At 69.6% G+C, this 14129-nt stretch carries 16 protein-coding genes; 12 read left to right on the top strand and 4 right to left on the bottom strand.

What is annotated here, in order from left to right:
• Positions 1 to 85 precede the first annotated feature (85 nt).
• Positions 86 to 727, top strand: coding sequence for a GDSL-type esterase/lipase family protein (locus LQ771_RS14845; RefSeq protein ID WP_231350150.1), 642 nt, complete (start codon positions 86 to 88; stop codon positions 725 to 727).
• A gap of 147 nt (positions 728 to 874) precedes the next feature.
• Here the strand turns inward: LQ771_RS14845 and phhA are convergent, their stop codons facing one another.
• Positions 875 to 1771 (bottom strand): phenylalanine 4-monooxygenase, encoded by an 897-nt coding sequence (phhA, locus tag LQ771_RS14840; protein ID WP_231350149.1) that lies wholly within the window; start codon positions 1769 to 1771, stop codon positions 875 to 877.
• Between the two features lie 146 nt (positions 1772 to 1917).
• Between phhA and LQ771_RS14835 the strand changes: the two genes are divergently transcribed.
• The 4 genes from LQ771_RS14835 to LQ771_RS14820 all read left to right on the top strand — a co-directional run bounded on the left by LQ771_RS14835 (position 1918) and on the right by LQ771_RS14820 (position 5176).
• On the top strand, positions 1918 to 2394 hold the full coding sequence (locus LQ771_RS14835; RefSeq protein WP_231350148.1) for an Lrp/AsnC family transcriptional regulator: 477 nt from the start codon (positions 1918 to 1920) through the stop codon (positions 2392 to 2394).
• Positions 2395 to 2442: 48 nt separating this feature from the next.
• Positions 2443 to 3237 carry a lysophospholipid acyltransferase family protein gene (locus tag LQ771_RS14830; RefSeq protein ID WP_231350147.1) on the top strand — a complete coding sequence of 265 codons (795 nt, stop codon included), beginning with the start codon at positions 2443 to 2445 and terminating at the stop codon, positions 3235 to 3237.
• A complete protein-coding gene (locus tag LQ771_RS14825) occupies positions 3234 to 4247 on the top strand; it encodes a YheT family hydrolase (protein WP_231350146.1) in 1014 nt (337 codons plus the stop codon). Before LQ771_RS14830 ends, LQ771_RS14825 begins: the two co-directional genes overlap by 4 nt.
• A 152-nt stretch (positions 4248 to 4399) precedes the next feature.
• Positions 4400 to 5176, top strand: a complete 777-nt coding sequence (locus tag LQ771_RS14820; RefSeq protein WP_231350145.1) for a ZIP family metal transporter — start codon at positions 4400 to 4402, stop codon at positions 5174 to 5176.
• Between the two features lie 77 nt (positions 5177 to 5253).
• Here the strand turns inward: LQ771_RS14820 and LQ771_RS14815 are convergent, their stop codons facing one another.
• Both LQ771_RS14815 and LQ771_RS14810 read right to left on the bottom strand, forming a co-directional pair.
• On the bottom strand, positions 5254 to 6150 hold the full coding sequence (locus LQ771_RS14815) for a manganese catalase family protein (protein WP_231350144.1): 897 nt from the start codon (positions 6148 to 6150) through the stop codon (positions 5254 to 5256).
• 309 nt (positions 6151 to 6459) lie between these two features.
• Positions 6460 to 7935, bottom strand: coding sequence for an AAA family ATPase (locus LQ771_RS14810; RefSeq protein WP_231350143.1), 1476 nt, complete (start codon positions 7933 to 7935; stop codon positions 6460 to 6462).
• 128 nt (positions 7936 to 8063) lie between these two features.
• Here LQ771_RS14810 and LQ771_RS14805 point away from each other — a divergent pair, with 128 nt between their 5' ends.
• From LQ771_RS14805 to LQ771_RS14775, 7 genes are all read left to right on the top strand, one after another.
• Complete coding sequence (locus tag LQ771_RS14805; protein WP_231350142.1) at positions 8064 to 9152, top strand: PQQ-dependent sugar dehydrogenase; 1089 nt, start codon at positions 8064 to 8066, stop codon at positions 9150 to 9152.
• 60 nt (positions 9153 to 9212) lie between these two features.
• Complete coding sequence (locus LQ771_RS14800) at positions 9213 to 9833, top strand: YbhB/YbcL family Raf kinase inhibitor-like protein (protein WP_231350141.1); 621 nt, start codon at positions 9213 to 9215, stop codon at positions 9831 to 9833.
• Between the two features lie 126 nt (positions 9834 to 9959).
• The gene (locus LQ771_RS14795; RefSeq protein WP_091335435.1) at positions 9960 to 10115 is read left to right on the top strand and encodes a DUF1328 domain-containing protein; all 156 of its coding nucleotides are present in this window, start codon (positions 9960 to 9962) and stop codon (positions 10113 to 10115) included.
• Positions 10116 to 10223: 108 nt separating this feature from the next.
• Positions 10224 to 10595, top strand: coding sequence for an ElaB/YgaM/YqjD family protein (locus LQ771_RS14790; protein ID WP_231351934.1), 372 nt, complete (start codon positions 10224 to 10226; stop codon positions 10593 to 10595).
• Positions 10596 to 10620: 25 nt separating this feature from the next.
• Positions 10621 to 11073, top strand: a complete 453-nt coding sequence (locus tag LQ771_RS14785; protein WP_231350140.1) for an ABC transporter ATP-binding protein — start codon at positions 10621 to 10623, stop codon at positions 11071 to 11073.
• A complete protein-coding gene (locus LQ771_RS14780) occupies positions 11070 to 11366 on the top strand; it encodes a hypothetical protein (RefSeq protein WP_231350139.1) in 297 nt (98 codons plus the stop codon). Before LQ771_RS14785 ends, LQ771_RS14780 begins: the two co-directional genes overlap by 4 nt.
• The gene (locus LQ771_RS14775) at positions 11363 to 12499 is read left to right on the top strand and encodes an AI-2E family transporter (protein WP_231350138.1); all 1137 of its coding nucleotides are present in this window, start codon (positions 11363 to 11365) and stop codon (positions 12497 to 12499) included. Before LQ771_RS14780 ends, LQ771_RS14775 begins: the two co-directional genes overlap by 4 nt.
• A gap of 107 nt (positions 12500 to 12606) precedes the next feature.
• Here LQ771_RS14775 and LQ771_RS14770 read toward each other — a convergent pair whose 3' ends face one another.
• A complete protein-coding gene (locus LQ771_RS14770) occupies positions 12607 to 14019 on the bottom strand; it encodes an efflux transporter outer membrane subunit (RefSeq protein ID WP_231350137.1) in 1413 nt (470 codons plus the stop codon).
• Between the last annotated feature and the right edge of the window lie 110 nt (positions 14020 to 14129).

Below are 14129 nucleotides of genomic sequence, written 5' to 3'. Positions count from 1 at the left end.
CGGGCGCGCGCCACGCGCCGTGCTACCACGCCCCCTTGATCGCCCATCGCCTAAGGTCGGGCGACCAGCGTCCGACGGAGACGGCATGCTCGAGCGGCCTTCCCCTAGCGGCGGCGAGGCCGCCGAATTCATCGAATGGCAGAGCGAGATCGCGGCGTTCGCCGCGATCGACAAGCTCGCCCCCGCCCCCGCCGACGCGGTGCTGTTCGTGGGCAGCTCCTCGATCCGCCTGTGGCACACGCTGGCGGCCGATTTCCCCGAGTTGCCCACGATCAACCGCGGCTTCGGCGGGTCGGAAATCGCCGACAGCCTGTACTTCGCCGAGCAGCTGATCGGGGCCTACCGGCCACGCGCCATCGTGATGTACGCCGGCGGCAACGACCTGGCCAACGGCAAGTCGCCGGCGCAGGTGCGCGACGCCTTCGGCGCGTTCGTCGCGCAGGCGCGGCACTGGGCGGGGCAGGTGCCGTTCGCCTACCTGTCGATCAAACCCAACCTGTCGCGGCGCAGGCAGCTGCCGCGGATCCGCCAGGCCAACGCGCTGCTCCGCGCCTGCGCGGAAGAACGCGGGGTGGACTATCTGGACATCCACGCGCCGATGCTCGGCGCCGACGGCGAGGCGGATCCCCGCTGGTTCGACGACGACGGGCTGCACCTCAATGCCGAGGGCTACGCGCTGTGGCGCGGAGTGGTGCGCGACTGGCTGGCCAGGCGCGGCCTCTTGTAGGAGCGCACCCATGCGCGACCGCCATGCACCCGGCCGCGCACGGGCGCGCCCGGGCACCCGCGGCCTGGCGGCGCCCCTTGGTCAGGACAGGGTGGGCTTCAGCCCACCGCCCTACGCCAGAGACGGCTGAAGCCTGCCCTGCAACGCTCAGGTATCGGCGTTGCTGGCGAAGCCTTCGTGGCTGCCGTAGTGGAACACGCGGTCGGTATCCACCAGCACGTCGGCGGCCGCGTGCGGCGTCTTCTCGCGCAGGCGCGCGTAGATAGGGGTGAAGTCCGGCGTGGTCGCCTCGAACAGCTGCTCGAAGCTGTCGATCACGAAGTAGGTCTGCTGGTAGGTGTCGATGCGGTAGCGCGTGTTCATCACGCGCTCCAGGTCGAAGCCGATCCGGTTCGGCGCGTCCGAGTCCAGGCTGTAGATCGACTCGCCCTTGGAGCTGACAATGCCCGCGCCATAGATGCGTAGCCCATCGCGCGTGTCGATCAGGCCGAACTCCACCGTGTACCAGTACAGGCGGGTGAGGTTCATCAGCGCCTCGGGGCCGATCGCGTGCGCCTTCATGCCGCCGCGGCCGTAGGCCTGCATGTAGTCGGCGAACACCGGGTTGAGCAGCAGCGGCACGTGGCCGAACAGGTCGTGGAACAGGTCCGGCTCGGACAGGTAGTCGAGCTGCTCGGGCTTGCGGATCCACCAGCTCACCGGGAAGCGGCGGTTGGCCAGGTGATCGAAGAACACCTCGTCCGGCAGCAGGCCCTCGACCGCTACCAGCTCCCAGCCGGTGGCCCTGGCCAGCACCTTGTTGATGTCCGCGAACCTGGGAATGCCGCCGCTGCCCAGGCCGAACTTGGCCACGCCATCGAGGAACTCCTGGCAGGCGCGCCCCGGCAACATCTCGCACTGGCGCGCGAACAGGGTGTCCCACACCTCGTGGTCGGTGCGGCTGTAGCTCGACCACGGCTGCTCGACCACGCCGGTGGCGTAGACCGGCACGTAGCCGCGGTCGGTCTGCTGGTGTTCGACTTTGCGGGGCGTGGCGGTTTCCATGGCGACTCCAACTGTTTCGGCGCGATGCGCTTGCGTTCCCCAAGAATACGCCGCGCGATCCGCACGAAGGTTGCGATTATTGTGAACCGCGCGTGAGATGGCGCATTATCCTTGCGCGAAGAACGCAGAACGTGAAGCAAACTGCCATGTCCAGGCTCGATCGCACCGACCTTCGCCTGCTCGCCGTGCTGCAGGGCGAAGGGCGCATCACCAACGCCGACCTGGCCGAGCGGGTCAGCCTGTCGCCCTCGGCCTGCCTGCGCCGGCTGCAGCGGCTGGAAGCCGATGGCGTGATCACCGGCTATGCGGCGCAGGTCGACCCGCAGGCGGTGGGGCTGGGGCTGCAGGCGTTCGTGCGCGTGCAACTGGCGCGGCACGAAGCCGGCGCCATCGAGCGCTTCGTGGAAAAGGTGGAAGGCTGGGAGGAGGTCGTCGCCTGCCACGCGCTGACGGGTGACATGGACTACCTGCTGCACGTCTACGTGGCCGACCTGCCGCACTTCTCGCGCTTCCTGCTCGACCGCCTGCTCAACGATGCGGGCGTGGCCGACGCCAATTCCAGCTTCGTGCTGCGTACCGTGAAGCGCTCGCCGTCGCTGCCGCTGGGGCAGCTGGAAGACTGAGGCCGGAGCGCGCACCGGCAAGGCCCGAAACGCTAAACTAACCGGCCCATGGACACCGCCCCGACCTCCGCCCCCGACCCCTGGCGTCCCTTGCGCTACTTGTGGCGGGTGCCGTTGCTGTTGCTGCATATCGTGCTGGGCATCCTGCTGTGCGCGCTGATCCTGAGCTGGAACCGCCACCGGGTAATGGTCGGCGGCCGCGAGCCGTTCGCGCACCGCATGATCCGCTGGTGGTCGACTGTGCTGATGCGCATCTTCGGGCTGCGCTCGGTGCGCGTCGGCAAGCCGCTGCCCGACCCGGTACTGTTCGTCGCCAACCACACCTCGTGGATCGACATCGAGCTGCTGCACAGCCAGCGTGCCGCCTGCTTCGTGGCCAAGGCGGAGATCGCCGGCTGGCCGCTGGTCGGCTGGCTGGCCGCCAACGGCGGCACGATCTTCCATCGCCGCGGCAGCAACCACTCGCTGGCGGCGGTGATGCAGGCGATGGTCGAGCGCCTGCGCGAAGGCCGTTCGGTGGCGGTGTTCCCCGAAGGCGGCACCGGCCACAACGGCGTGCTCAAGGTGTTCCACGCGCGCATCTTCCAGGCCGCGCTGGACGCGCAGGTGCCGGTCCAGCCGGTGGCGCTGCGCTTCGCGCGCGATGGCAAGCGGGTGGTCGACGCCGGCTTCCGCGAGGGCGAGCACTTCATGGGCAACCTGTTGCGCATGCTGGGCGAGGCGCCGCTGGACGCCGAAGTGCATTTCCTCACGCCGGTGCCGGCGATGCCCGACGCGCGCCGGCGCATGGCCGAGCTTTCGCGCGAACGCATCGGCGTTGCCCTGGAAGACGCGCACGCATGAGCGGGCTGCCGAGCGGAAAGGATTTCCGTCCCTCCTGGCCGCTGACCAGCGGTCACCTCCAGACCATGCTCTCTTCCAGCGGCGTGCGCCGGCTGCTGCTGCCGCAGAGCGCGCGCGAAGTGCTCGAAGGTGCCGAACCGGTGCTGGTGGACGGCGGCGAAGGCGTGCGCCTGACCGGCGCCTTCACCGCGCAGCGCACCGGCGACGCATCGCGCGGCCTGGCCGTGTTGTTCCACGGCTGGGAAGGCAGCGTCGATTCGACCTACGTGCTGCAGACCGGAAGCCGTCTGCTGCGCGACGGCTGGGACGTGTTCCGACTCAACTTCCGCGATCACGGCGCGAGCCACCACCTCAACGAGGCGCTGTTCCACTCCTGCCGCATCGACGAGGTCGTAAATGCGCTGGGCGACGTCGTGCGCCGCTGGCCGCGGCCGGTCACTGCGCTGGCCGGCTTCTCGCTGGGCGGCAACTTCGCGCTGCGCGCGGCGCTGCGTGCGCCGAAGGCCGGGATCGGGCTCGATTACGCGCTGGCGGTGTGCCCGATCATCGATCCCGGCGAAGGCCTGTTCTCGCTGGAGAAGAGCGCGCCCTGGTTCTACCAGGCGTATTTCATGCGCAAGTGGCGCCAGTCGCTGAAGGCCAAGCAGCAGGCCTTTCCGCAGCACCAGTACTTCGAGCTGGCGGAGCTCAAGCAGAGCCTGCGCGGTCTGACCGAGGCGCTGGTGCTCAGGCACACCGATTTCGAATCGCTCGAGGCCTACCTGGACGGCTATTCGGTGGCGCGCGACGCGCTGTCCGGCATGGACATCCCGGCGACCATCCTCACCGCGCGCGACGATCCGGTGATCCCGGTGGGCGCGTTCGAGCAGTTGCAGCTGCCGCCGAACGTCGAGCTGGACATCGCCGAGCACGGCGGCCACTGCGGCTTCATCAAAGGCGCCGACATGGTGAGCTTCACCGACGAATACATCGCCGCGCGCTTCAACGCCATCACCCCGCGCTCCCCGTAGGTGCGTCTATTGAGCGGAGGCGCCTTGCCGCGTCGGTGATCCCCGGTGCCGTTCACGCCGCCACGGTCGGATGCGGGCCATGCTGGCGACACGCTCCGCTCGTCCGGTGACCGCATGCCCGCGATGCACCCCTCCACGCACAGGACCCTCGCATGGCGATGACGCCGATCCTCGCCGCTGGCCTGGGTGGCGTCGCCGGTGCCGCCGCGACCGCGCTGGGCACGGTGCCGGCGCTGTTCGCACAGAACATCGACCAGCGCACGCAGGACACCATGTTCGGCTTCGGTGCCGGGGTGATGCTGGCCGCGAGCGCCTTCTCGCTGGCGCTGCCCGGCATCCGCGAGGCGGAGCGGCAGGGGCAGGGGCCGTGGGCGGCGGGCGCACTGGTCGGCGTGGCGATCCTGCTCGGTGCGGCCGCGCTGGTGCTGCTCGAACGCGTGCTGCCGCACGAACACTTCATCAAGGGACCGGAAGGGCACCCTTCGCTGCGACTCAAGCGCGCCTGGCTGTTCGTGTTCGCCATCTGCCTGCACAACCTGCCCGAGGGGCTGGCGATCGGCGTGGGGTTCGGGCCGGGCGTGGCGCACGGCGTGGCGCTGGCCACCGGTATCGCCATCCAGGACCTGCCCGAAGGGCTGGTGGTGGCGATCGCGCTGATGGCTGCCGGTTACGGCCGGCGCTGGGCGGTATCGGTGGGCATGGGCTCGGGCCTGATCGAACCGGTCGGCGCGCTGGTTGGCGCCGGCGTGGTGATCGACCACCCGATGCTGCTGCCGGTCGGGCTCGGCTTCGCGGCGGGCGCGATGCTGTTCGTGGTCAGCCACGAGATCATTCCCGAATCGCACCGGCAAGGACACGAGCACTTCGCCACCGGCGGCCTGATGGTGGGCTTCGTGCTGATGATGCTGCTGGACACCGCCTTCGGTTGACCCGAACGCATGCAGGAGCCCACCTGCGGGCGACGAAGAGCATCGCCCACGAGTGGGCTCCTCACGTGCCGGTTCGCCTAGTGGCGGGTGCCTGGCGGCTGGCCGCCACTGCGGCCAAGATCGGCGCCAGTCTCAGGGTTGATCGACGGGTTGGAGCGCGTGCGCTGGGCCATCTGCTTCAGCACCTCGCGCTGGCGGTCGTCCAGCGCCACTTCCGGCACGCCACTGCCGCCGTCCATCGCGAGCATCTTCTCGCGGTCGCTGACGTACTGGAAATTGTCGTCGCTGTTCCACGGTCCGCGCATGTCGCCCTCGCCCTGCGAGGTGTTGACGTACATGTCGGCGAACTCAGGCTTGCCCGGCAGCTTGCCCGGCGGGAAGTTCGGCTGGATCGCGTAGAGCGCCTTCTCGAAGGATTGCTGGTGGGCGATCTCGCGGGTCATCAGGAAGCCCAGTGCCTCGCGCACGCCGGCATCGGCGGTGACGTTGATCAGGCGCTCGTAGACGATCTTGGCGCGTGCCTCGGCGGCGATGTTGGAGCGCAGGTCGGCGGTCGGCTCGCCGATCGAGTCGATGTAGCCGGCCGTCCACAACTGGCCGCCGGAGTTGGTGAGCGCCGGGCCGCCGCCGTACAGCACCTGGGTCACGTGCGAGTCGTTGCCGGCGCCCTGCAGCTCGCGGAACATCTGCGCCTGCTCCTCGACGCCTTCGGCAAGCTTGCCCTTGGCGCCCTTGTTGAGCATGCCCACGATGGTGCCGATGACTTCGAGGTGGCTGAGCTCCTCGGTGGCGATGTCCAGCAGCATGTCCTTGCGACCGGGATCGTCCTCGGCCAGCGCCTGGGTGAAGTAGCGCATCGCCGCGGCAAGCTCGCCCTGCGGGCCGCCGAACTGCTCGAGCATGAGGTTGGCTAGCGCCGGATTGCACTCGGAAACCCGCACCGTGTACTGCAGGCGTTTGTTGTGAGCGAACATGGGAAGATCCTTTGTCGTCTGCGGAAGGGATGCGGCCGGCGCGAAGCACCGGCCGCGGGGTTCCCGCAAAGCGGCAAGAACCGTGCCCTTGCCTGGCCGCACGGTTTGCGGGTGTTCGCCCGCGCGGGAAGGCCGCAAGATTTGCCTGCGGCTGCAACATTTGCATGCGCGCGGGCAGCGTTTGCCCCCGTCTCCGCTGCGGAGGGAACACCCGTCCGGGGCCGGGCAACCCCTAACCCCAACCCCTCTCGCCAGTGAAGAGGCTGTCCGCCGGCAGTGCTCGACAACGGCGAGCAGGGGTCGGGAGATTCAGTCGGCCGGAATGCAGCGTTCGAGCGCCCATTCGCGCAGGGCCTGCACCTGCTCGCGCATCAGCACCGACAACGGCCGGGTCTGCGCCAGCGAGCGGGACAGTGCCGCCTGGTCCGGCGGGGTACCGCTGCCGGCGGTGTCGTACAGCGCACTGACGATGGCCTGTTCGATCTCTGCGCCGCAGAAGCCCTCGCTCGCGGCGGCCAGGGCCGGCAGGTCGAAGGTCGAGGGGTCCAGTTTGCGCCGCTTCAGGTGCAGCCCGAACACCGCCGCGCGTGCCGCGGGCGAGGGCAGGTCGACGAAGAAGATCTCGTCGAAGCGGCCCTTGCGCAACAGTTCGGCGGGCAACTGGTCGACCGCGTTGGCGGTGGCGACCACGAATACCTTGGCCTTGCGTTCGGCCATCCAGGTGAGCAGGTAGCCGAGCACGCGGCGTGACACGCCGCCGTCCTCGCTGCCGCCGCTGGCCAGGCCCTTCTCGATCTCGTCGATCCACAGCACGCAGGGCGCGAGCAGTTCCACGCTGGCCAGCGCCTCGCGCAGGTTCTTCTCGGTCTCGCCCTGGTACTTGTCGTACAGCGTGCCGAAATCAAGCCGCACCAGTGGCACGCCGAAACCGCCGGCGGTGGCCTTGGCCGCCAGGCTCTTGCCGCAGCCCTGTACGCCCAGCAGCAACACGCCCCTGGGTGGATCGAGCGCCGGCTGCGGGTCCAGGAACACCGCGCGCCGGCGCTCGATCCAGGCATTGAGCCGCGCCACGCCGGCGACATCGGCGAAGCTCGCGGTGGCGTACTCGTAATGCAGCAGTCCCGAACGGTTGAGCAGGTCGAACTTCGAGCGCATCAGCTCCGGCAGGTCGGCCGCACCGAGCGCGCCGTCGTTGTAGATCAGCTTGCGCACGACGCGCCGTGCGTCCGGCGCCGACAAACCGACCAGGTTGCGCACGAGCGTGCGCGCGGCGTCGCCGTCGACCTCCAGCCGCCGCCCCTGCTCGCGCTGCCAGGCGGCCGCCTCGCCGCGCAGGATGCCGGCCAGTTCCTTCAGGTCCGGCAGGGCCAGCGGCACGCGGGTGGCCAGCGCTTCGAGTTCGTCGGGCAGCTCGATCTTCGCGCCGACCAGCACGAGGGTGTGTGCCGCGCTCTTCTGCCGCTGCACGATCTCGCGCGTCTGGCGCAGGCTCATCGCGTAGCGCAGGAACGGGTGGAAATCGAACAGCAGGTAGACGCCGCGCTCGTCGGCGGCGCGGATGGCGTCCAGCGTGGCGCCGGCGTCCGGCGCGATGTCCCCGCCGGCCGGCTGGACGAAATCCAGCCGGCCCAGGCCGTCGGTCAGCGTCCAGCGCCACAGCGGCCGCAACGACTGCGCGATGACATGGCGGAAGCACTCGATCACGCGTTGCTCGTCCACCGTCTCGATCACCAGCAACGGCGTGGCCGCGCGGACCAGGGTAGCCAGGTCGTCCAGTTCGCTCATGTGTCCCCCGTGTGAGGCAGTTACGGTAGCAGGGGCCGCGACGGACACCCATTCCCGGGCGGTCCCATCCTTTCGCGCTTCACGGCGCCGGCGTTACGCTGGCCCTTCCGCATGCAAAGGAGAGCGCCATGCGTCCGCTGTTCGTGTTGTTGCTGGCCCTGTCCGCGGCGTCCGCCTGGGCGGCTCCCGCGCTCGACCGGCTGGTCCTGCCCGTGGGTTTCCACATCGCCGTCTACTCCGACCAGGTTCCGCAGGCGCGCGAACTGGCGGTGGGCGCCAGGGGCACCGTGTTCGTCGGTTCGATGGATGCCGGCAAGGTCTACGCGCTGACCGACGCCGACCACGATGGCCGCGCGGAAAAGGTGCGCGTGGTCGCCAGCGGTCTGCAGCTGCCGGTCGGCGTGGCGTTCCATCAGGGCGACCTCTACGTTTCGGCGGTGAGCCGCATCCTGGTGTTGCGCGACATCGAGAATCACCTGGACGACCCGCCCGGGCCCGAACTGGTCTACGGCAAGTTTCCCACCGAGACGCACCACGGCTGGAAGTTCATCGCCTTCGGCCCGGACGGCAAGCTGTACGTGCCGATCGGCGCGCCGTGCAACCTCTGCGACAAGGACAAGGACTACGCCAAGCTGACGCGCATGAATCCGGACGGCACGGGCCTCACGGACGTCGCCTACGGCATCCGCAACACGGTCGGCTTCGACTGGCGGCCGTCCACCGGCAAGCTGTGGTTCACCGACAACGGCCGCGACCTGCTCGGCGACGAGGTGCCCAGCGACGAGCTCAACCGGCTCGACCGCGTCGGCCAGCATTTCGGCTATCCCTACTGCCACCAGGGCGACATCGCCGACCCGGAGTTCGGCAAGGGCCATCGGTGCCGGGACTATGCGCCGCCGGTGCTCAAGCTGGGTGCCCACGTCGCTTCGCTGGGTATGCGGTTCTACACCGGCGAGCAGTTCCCGGCGCGCTACCGGGGCGCGATCTTCATCGCCGAACACGGCTCGTGGAACCGCACGGAGAAGTCCGGCTACCGCGTGATGGTCGTGCGGCTGGATGGCGAGAAGGTGGCTTCCTACGAGCCTTTCATTACCGGCTTCGAGCAGGACGAACAGGCCTGGGGCCGGCCGGTGGACGTGCAGCCCCTGCCCGACGGCAGCTTGCTGGTCAGTGATGACACGGCCGGCGCGGTGTATCGCGTGACGTACGGGCGTTGAAGCCTTCCGCTCCCTCCGGGAGAGGGAGCCGACTTTCCCGCAACCTGAAGAGGAACACCCATGCAACTACGCAGCGACGACTTCCGGGACGGCCAGCCGATCCCGCCCGGGTGCGCCTTCGGCAAGCCGGGCGACCCGATCGCCCTGTCCGACAACCGCAACCCGCACCTGGCCTGGCGCGATGCGCCGCCGGGCACACGCTCGTTCGTGCTTACCTGCATCGACGGCGATGCGCCCAGCCGCGGCGACGACGTCAACCAGGAAGGCCGCACGGTCAGCGCCGACCTGCCGCGCACCGACTTCGTGCACTGGCTGATGGCCGACATTCCCGCCGAATGCGGCGAGCTCGGCCACGGTTCGTGCAGCGACGGCGTCACGCCGCATGGCAAGCGCACGCCGACCGGTCCGGCCGGCAGCCACCAGGGCGAGAACGACTACAGTGGCTGGTTCGCCTCCGACCCGCAGATGGCCGGCACCTATCTCGGCTACGACGGACCCTGCCCGCCCTGGAACGACGCGCGCGTGCATCGCTATCGCTTCGAACTGCACGCGCTGGACGTCCCCAGCCTGGGCCTGCCTCCCGGCTTCAGCCTCGACCAGTTGCGCAAGGCGATGGACGGCCACGTGCTGGCCAGCGTCGCGTTGACCGGCACCTATGCGATCAATCCGGACGCGAAGTGAACGAGAGGGAGCACCGGCACGCGCCTCTTCACGTGCAGATGGCGACCCCTGTGGATGAATGAGTCGCATCGGGCCTCGCAGGCCGGCCCAGGAAGGGGATCGTCTCTCACTCATGAGGAAGTCGTCATGCTGCATTACGCCATCGTCTTTCTGGTCATCGCGATCATTGCTGCCATCCTCGGCTTCGGCGGCATTGCCGGCGCCGCGGCGGGCATCGCTAAAATCCTGTTCGTCATCTTCCTGATTCTGGCGATCATCGCCTTCTTCCGCCGCGCCAGTTGAGGCGGCGTCGTCGTCACCACCCACCGGGAGAACGCCATGACCCATCCGATCCACAGCTCGTCCACGCCGCGCGACCCCGGTTCGAATCCGGCCGCGTCGAATCCGGCCATGGCCGCCTCCGATGCGGCCGATTCGCTGGATACCCCCAAGGCGCACACCCGCATTGATCAGGGCGCCGAGCGCGTCAAGCACGCCACCTCCGAGGCGGTGGCTCGCACCAAGCAGGCAGTCAACGCCACCGCCGACCGGGTCGAGGCAGGCGTCCACCATGCGGCCGACCGGACCGCGGACGCTGCGCACCGGGCCAGCGACAAGGCCGCCGACCTGAGCGAGCGTGGCCGCCAGATGCGCGACGAGACCATGGACAAGGCCGAGCTCTGGATGGACCAGGCGCGCGAGTACGTGCGCGAGAAGCCGATGCAGTCGATCGCCATCGCGGTCGGCGCCGGCTGGCTGCTCGGCCGTATCCTGCGTCGCTGACCCCTCCAACCGACGAGTGCCAGGGATGCCAGAGGCCGAACATGAAACCACCGATGACGGGACCGCTGGCGCGGCACCGCCCTCGGGCGTGCTCGCCGAGCTCACCGGGCTCGGCCACGCCATCAAGGACCTGTTCGGTGCGCAGCTGGAGCTGCTGTCGGCCGAAGTGGGGCTGGCCCGCAGCGCACTCTCGTGGATGCTGCTGGCCGGCCTGGCCGCCACCGTCGCCGGGGTCGGCCTTGGCCTGAGCCTGCTGGCACTGGTCGGCGTGCTGCTGGCCAAATGGTTCGGGTCCTGGGCCTGGGCGCTGGTGACGCTGTCCGTGCTGCAACTGGTCTTCATGCTTGCGGCCATCCTGTTCTTCCGCCGCTGCATGCACTGGATGAGCCTTCCCGTCACGCGCACCGAGTGGGGTGCGATGATGCGCGAGACGCGGGCGCGGGCCCGCCGCCGGGTAGAGCGGGAGGACGCGGCATGAGCATGTTCGGCGAACACGCGCGGGTACGCGCCGCGCAACAGCGGATGCACGAGGCGCGCCACGCAGTCGCGCTCCCCGCCTCGGCCCTGCTGGCACGGGGCGAGCGCCACCCGTTCGTGATCCTCGGCGCCGCGGCGGCGGGCGGTTTCCTGCTCGGGCACTCCCACGCCAGGCCGTCGCACCTGCCCGGCATGAATCATCTGTTCGGTGCGCTGCTGCACGAAGCCACGACCATCGGCGCCAGTTTCCTGGCCGCGCACACTGCCGCGCAGAGCGCCGCCGAGGACGTATGAACGGCCCCGATCCGGTCGTCGCGCCGGCTGCGGTCGACGCGTCGGCGACCGTGCCGGCACCGATCGCCGGCTCGCCCCAGTTGCGCTTCGCGCGCAGCCTGCGCAGGCACCTGCTGGCGGTGCGCGTGGTACTCAACGCGTTGCTGGTGCTGGCGTTGCTGTACACCGTCACGATTTCCCGCGTCCTGCTGATCCCGCTGGTGCTGGCCGCCTTCATCGGGTTGGCGCTCAACCCGATCGTGGCGTCCGGCGCCCGCCACCGGTTACCGCGCTGGCTCACCGCCAGCGTGCTGGTGGTCGCCTTGCTGGCCGGGCTGGGCGCGGGTGTCGGCGCGCTGGCGCAGCCGGCGCTGGGCTGGTTCCATGGCGCACCGGCGGCGATCCGCAGCTTCGTGCCCAAGCTGCGCAGCGTCACCAAGCCGCTGGAGGCGGCCAACCGCGCCACGCAGACGCTGGTCGGCGGCCCGGTACGCACCGTGCCGCAGTCGGCCACGGTGGCGATCTCCGCCTGGGACGTGGTCTCCACCGCGCCCAAGGTGCTGGCGGCCATACTTACCGTGGTGCTGCTGGTGTTCTTCTTCCTTGTCTACGGCGACTCGCTGTTGCGAAGACTGGTGGAGATCTCGCCCGGCTTCGCCTACAAGCGACATGCGGTGGAAATCGTTCGCAGTATCCAGATCGAAGTGTCGCGCTACCTGCTCACCGCGCTGCTGATCAACGCCAGCCTCGGTGCGCTGACCACGCTGATGCTGTGGCTTTACGACATGCCCGATCCGCTGCTGTGGGGCGCGGTGGCGATGACGGCCAACTTCATTCCCTACGTGGGCGCGATCACCACCACCATCGTGCTGGGGCTGGTCGGCATGATCCACTCGCACGACCTGGGCACGGCGCTGCTGCCGGCGTTGACCTTTGCCGGCATGACCGCGATCGAAGGCAACCTGATCACGCCGATGATCCAGGGCCACCGCATGCGGCTGTCGCCGATCGCCATCCTGATCTGGCTCCTGGTGTGGGGCTGGCTGTGGGGCATCCCCGGCGCGCTGCTCGCGGTGCCGATGCTCACCAGCGCCAAGCTGATCACCGAGCGGGTACGGGGGTGGGGCTGGTTCGCGGTGATGGTGCAACGCTAGCGTGGCGTGGCCTGGCCCCGGAAGGCTCGGGGTCCGGCGCGTCCAGTCCTTCCCCGGTGTACGGGGAAAGGTGCCCGAAGCGGGGTCGGTAGCGGTCCCGCACCGGACTAACGCTCGCCCCCATTGGCCTGCGCCATCCCGGTACAGGTTTCATCGCCGCAGGCCTGCCAGCCGCCGCCCAGCGCCTTGTACAGCGCGATCGCCTGCAGGTTGATGGCGGCCTCGGCCCCGGCCAGCTGGTCCTCGGCGGAGAGCCGGGTGCGCTCGGCGTCGAGCAACTCCAGGTAGTCGATGGCGCCGGCGTCGTAGCGGATCTTCGCCAGCTTCGCGGCCCGTTCGCTCTGGTCCGCCTGCTCGAGCAGGTGCTGCACGCGTACGCGCTGCTGGTTGTAGCCGACCAGCGCGTTATCCACTTCCTCCAGCGCGCGCAGCACGGTGCGCTGGTAGCTGGCCAGCGCGCCGTCCGCGCGGGCTTCGCTCGCCTTCACGCCCGAGCGCACGCGCTGCACGTTGAGGCCGGACCAGCTGATGCTGGGCGCGATCGACCAGGCGCGCGTCTGCGGGCTGCCGAAGTCGTTGCTGCGACCCGCCAGGAAGCCGAGGAAACCGCCCAGCCGCACGTGCGGGAACCAGTCCGCCTTCGCCACGCCGATGCGCGCCGTGGCGGCGGCGAGGTTGCGCTGCGCAATGCGGATGTCCGGCCTCCGGCGCAATACGTCATCGGCGTTGCCGATCGGCAGGGTGGCGTCGATCGGCGTGAAGTGCGCGGAGGAGAGGTCGATATCCAGCGCACCCGGCCGCTCGCCCAGCAGGACGGCCAGGCGGAACGTATCGGCCTGCGCCTGCGTGGCGAGCACCGGCAGCGTGGCCTCGACGCCGGCCAGGCGCGCGCGGGCGCTGGCGACGTCCTGCCCGGAACCGGTGCCGAGCGCGGCGCGGCTTTCGATCACCTCCAGCGCCTCGCGCTGGTTGGCGATGTCGCGCTGCGCGACTTGGATGCGCAGCTGCGCGCCACGCAGGTCGAAATAGTTGCGCGCGACCTCGGCGAACAACGTCACCTGCGCATCCTGCAGCGACGCCGCCGCGGCTTCGCTGTCGGCGCGCGCGGCCTCGACCTGGCGGCGCACGCCGCCGAACAGGTCCAGCTCCCAGCTGGCGTCGAAGCCGGCCTGGTAGGTGATCGTGGTGGTGCGCTGCTCGCTGAAGCCCGGTGTCTGGCCGCGGCTGCGCGTGTAGCTGGCGCCGGTTTCGATGTCCGGCCACTGCCCGGAACGCGCGGTGCCGAGGAGGGCGCGAGCCTCCTTCAGGTGGGCCAGGGCGATCTTCAGGTCCGGGGCGTTCCTTGCCGCGCGGGTGATCAGGGCGTCGAGCGTCGGGTCGTTGAACTGCTTCCACCAGTCGGCCTGGAAGGCGGCGCTGGACTGGTGCGCGGCGTCGATGCCCTGCAGCGTGACCGGCTTCTCCACCGGGGGCTGGTAGTCGGGCCCGACGTTGATGCAGCCGGCGAGGAGCGCGGCCATGACCACAGCCAGGACACGCCGCGCGGTCTTGGCTCCCTCTCCCCCGGCTCTTACCAAGGATGGGGGGGAGGGTTGGGGTGAGGGGACGGGGCTCGCGGGGAGCTTCATAA

Source organism: Frateuria soli (assembly GCF_021117385.1).
In the GTDB taxonomy this organism is placed as follows: Bacteria; Pseudomonadota; Gammaproteobacteria; order Xanthomonadales; family Rhodanobacteraceae; genus Frateuria_A; species Frateuria_A soli.
Note: the sequence above shows the minus strand (reverse complement) of the source record. Positions and strands in the feature narration are given on the sequence as shown.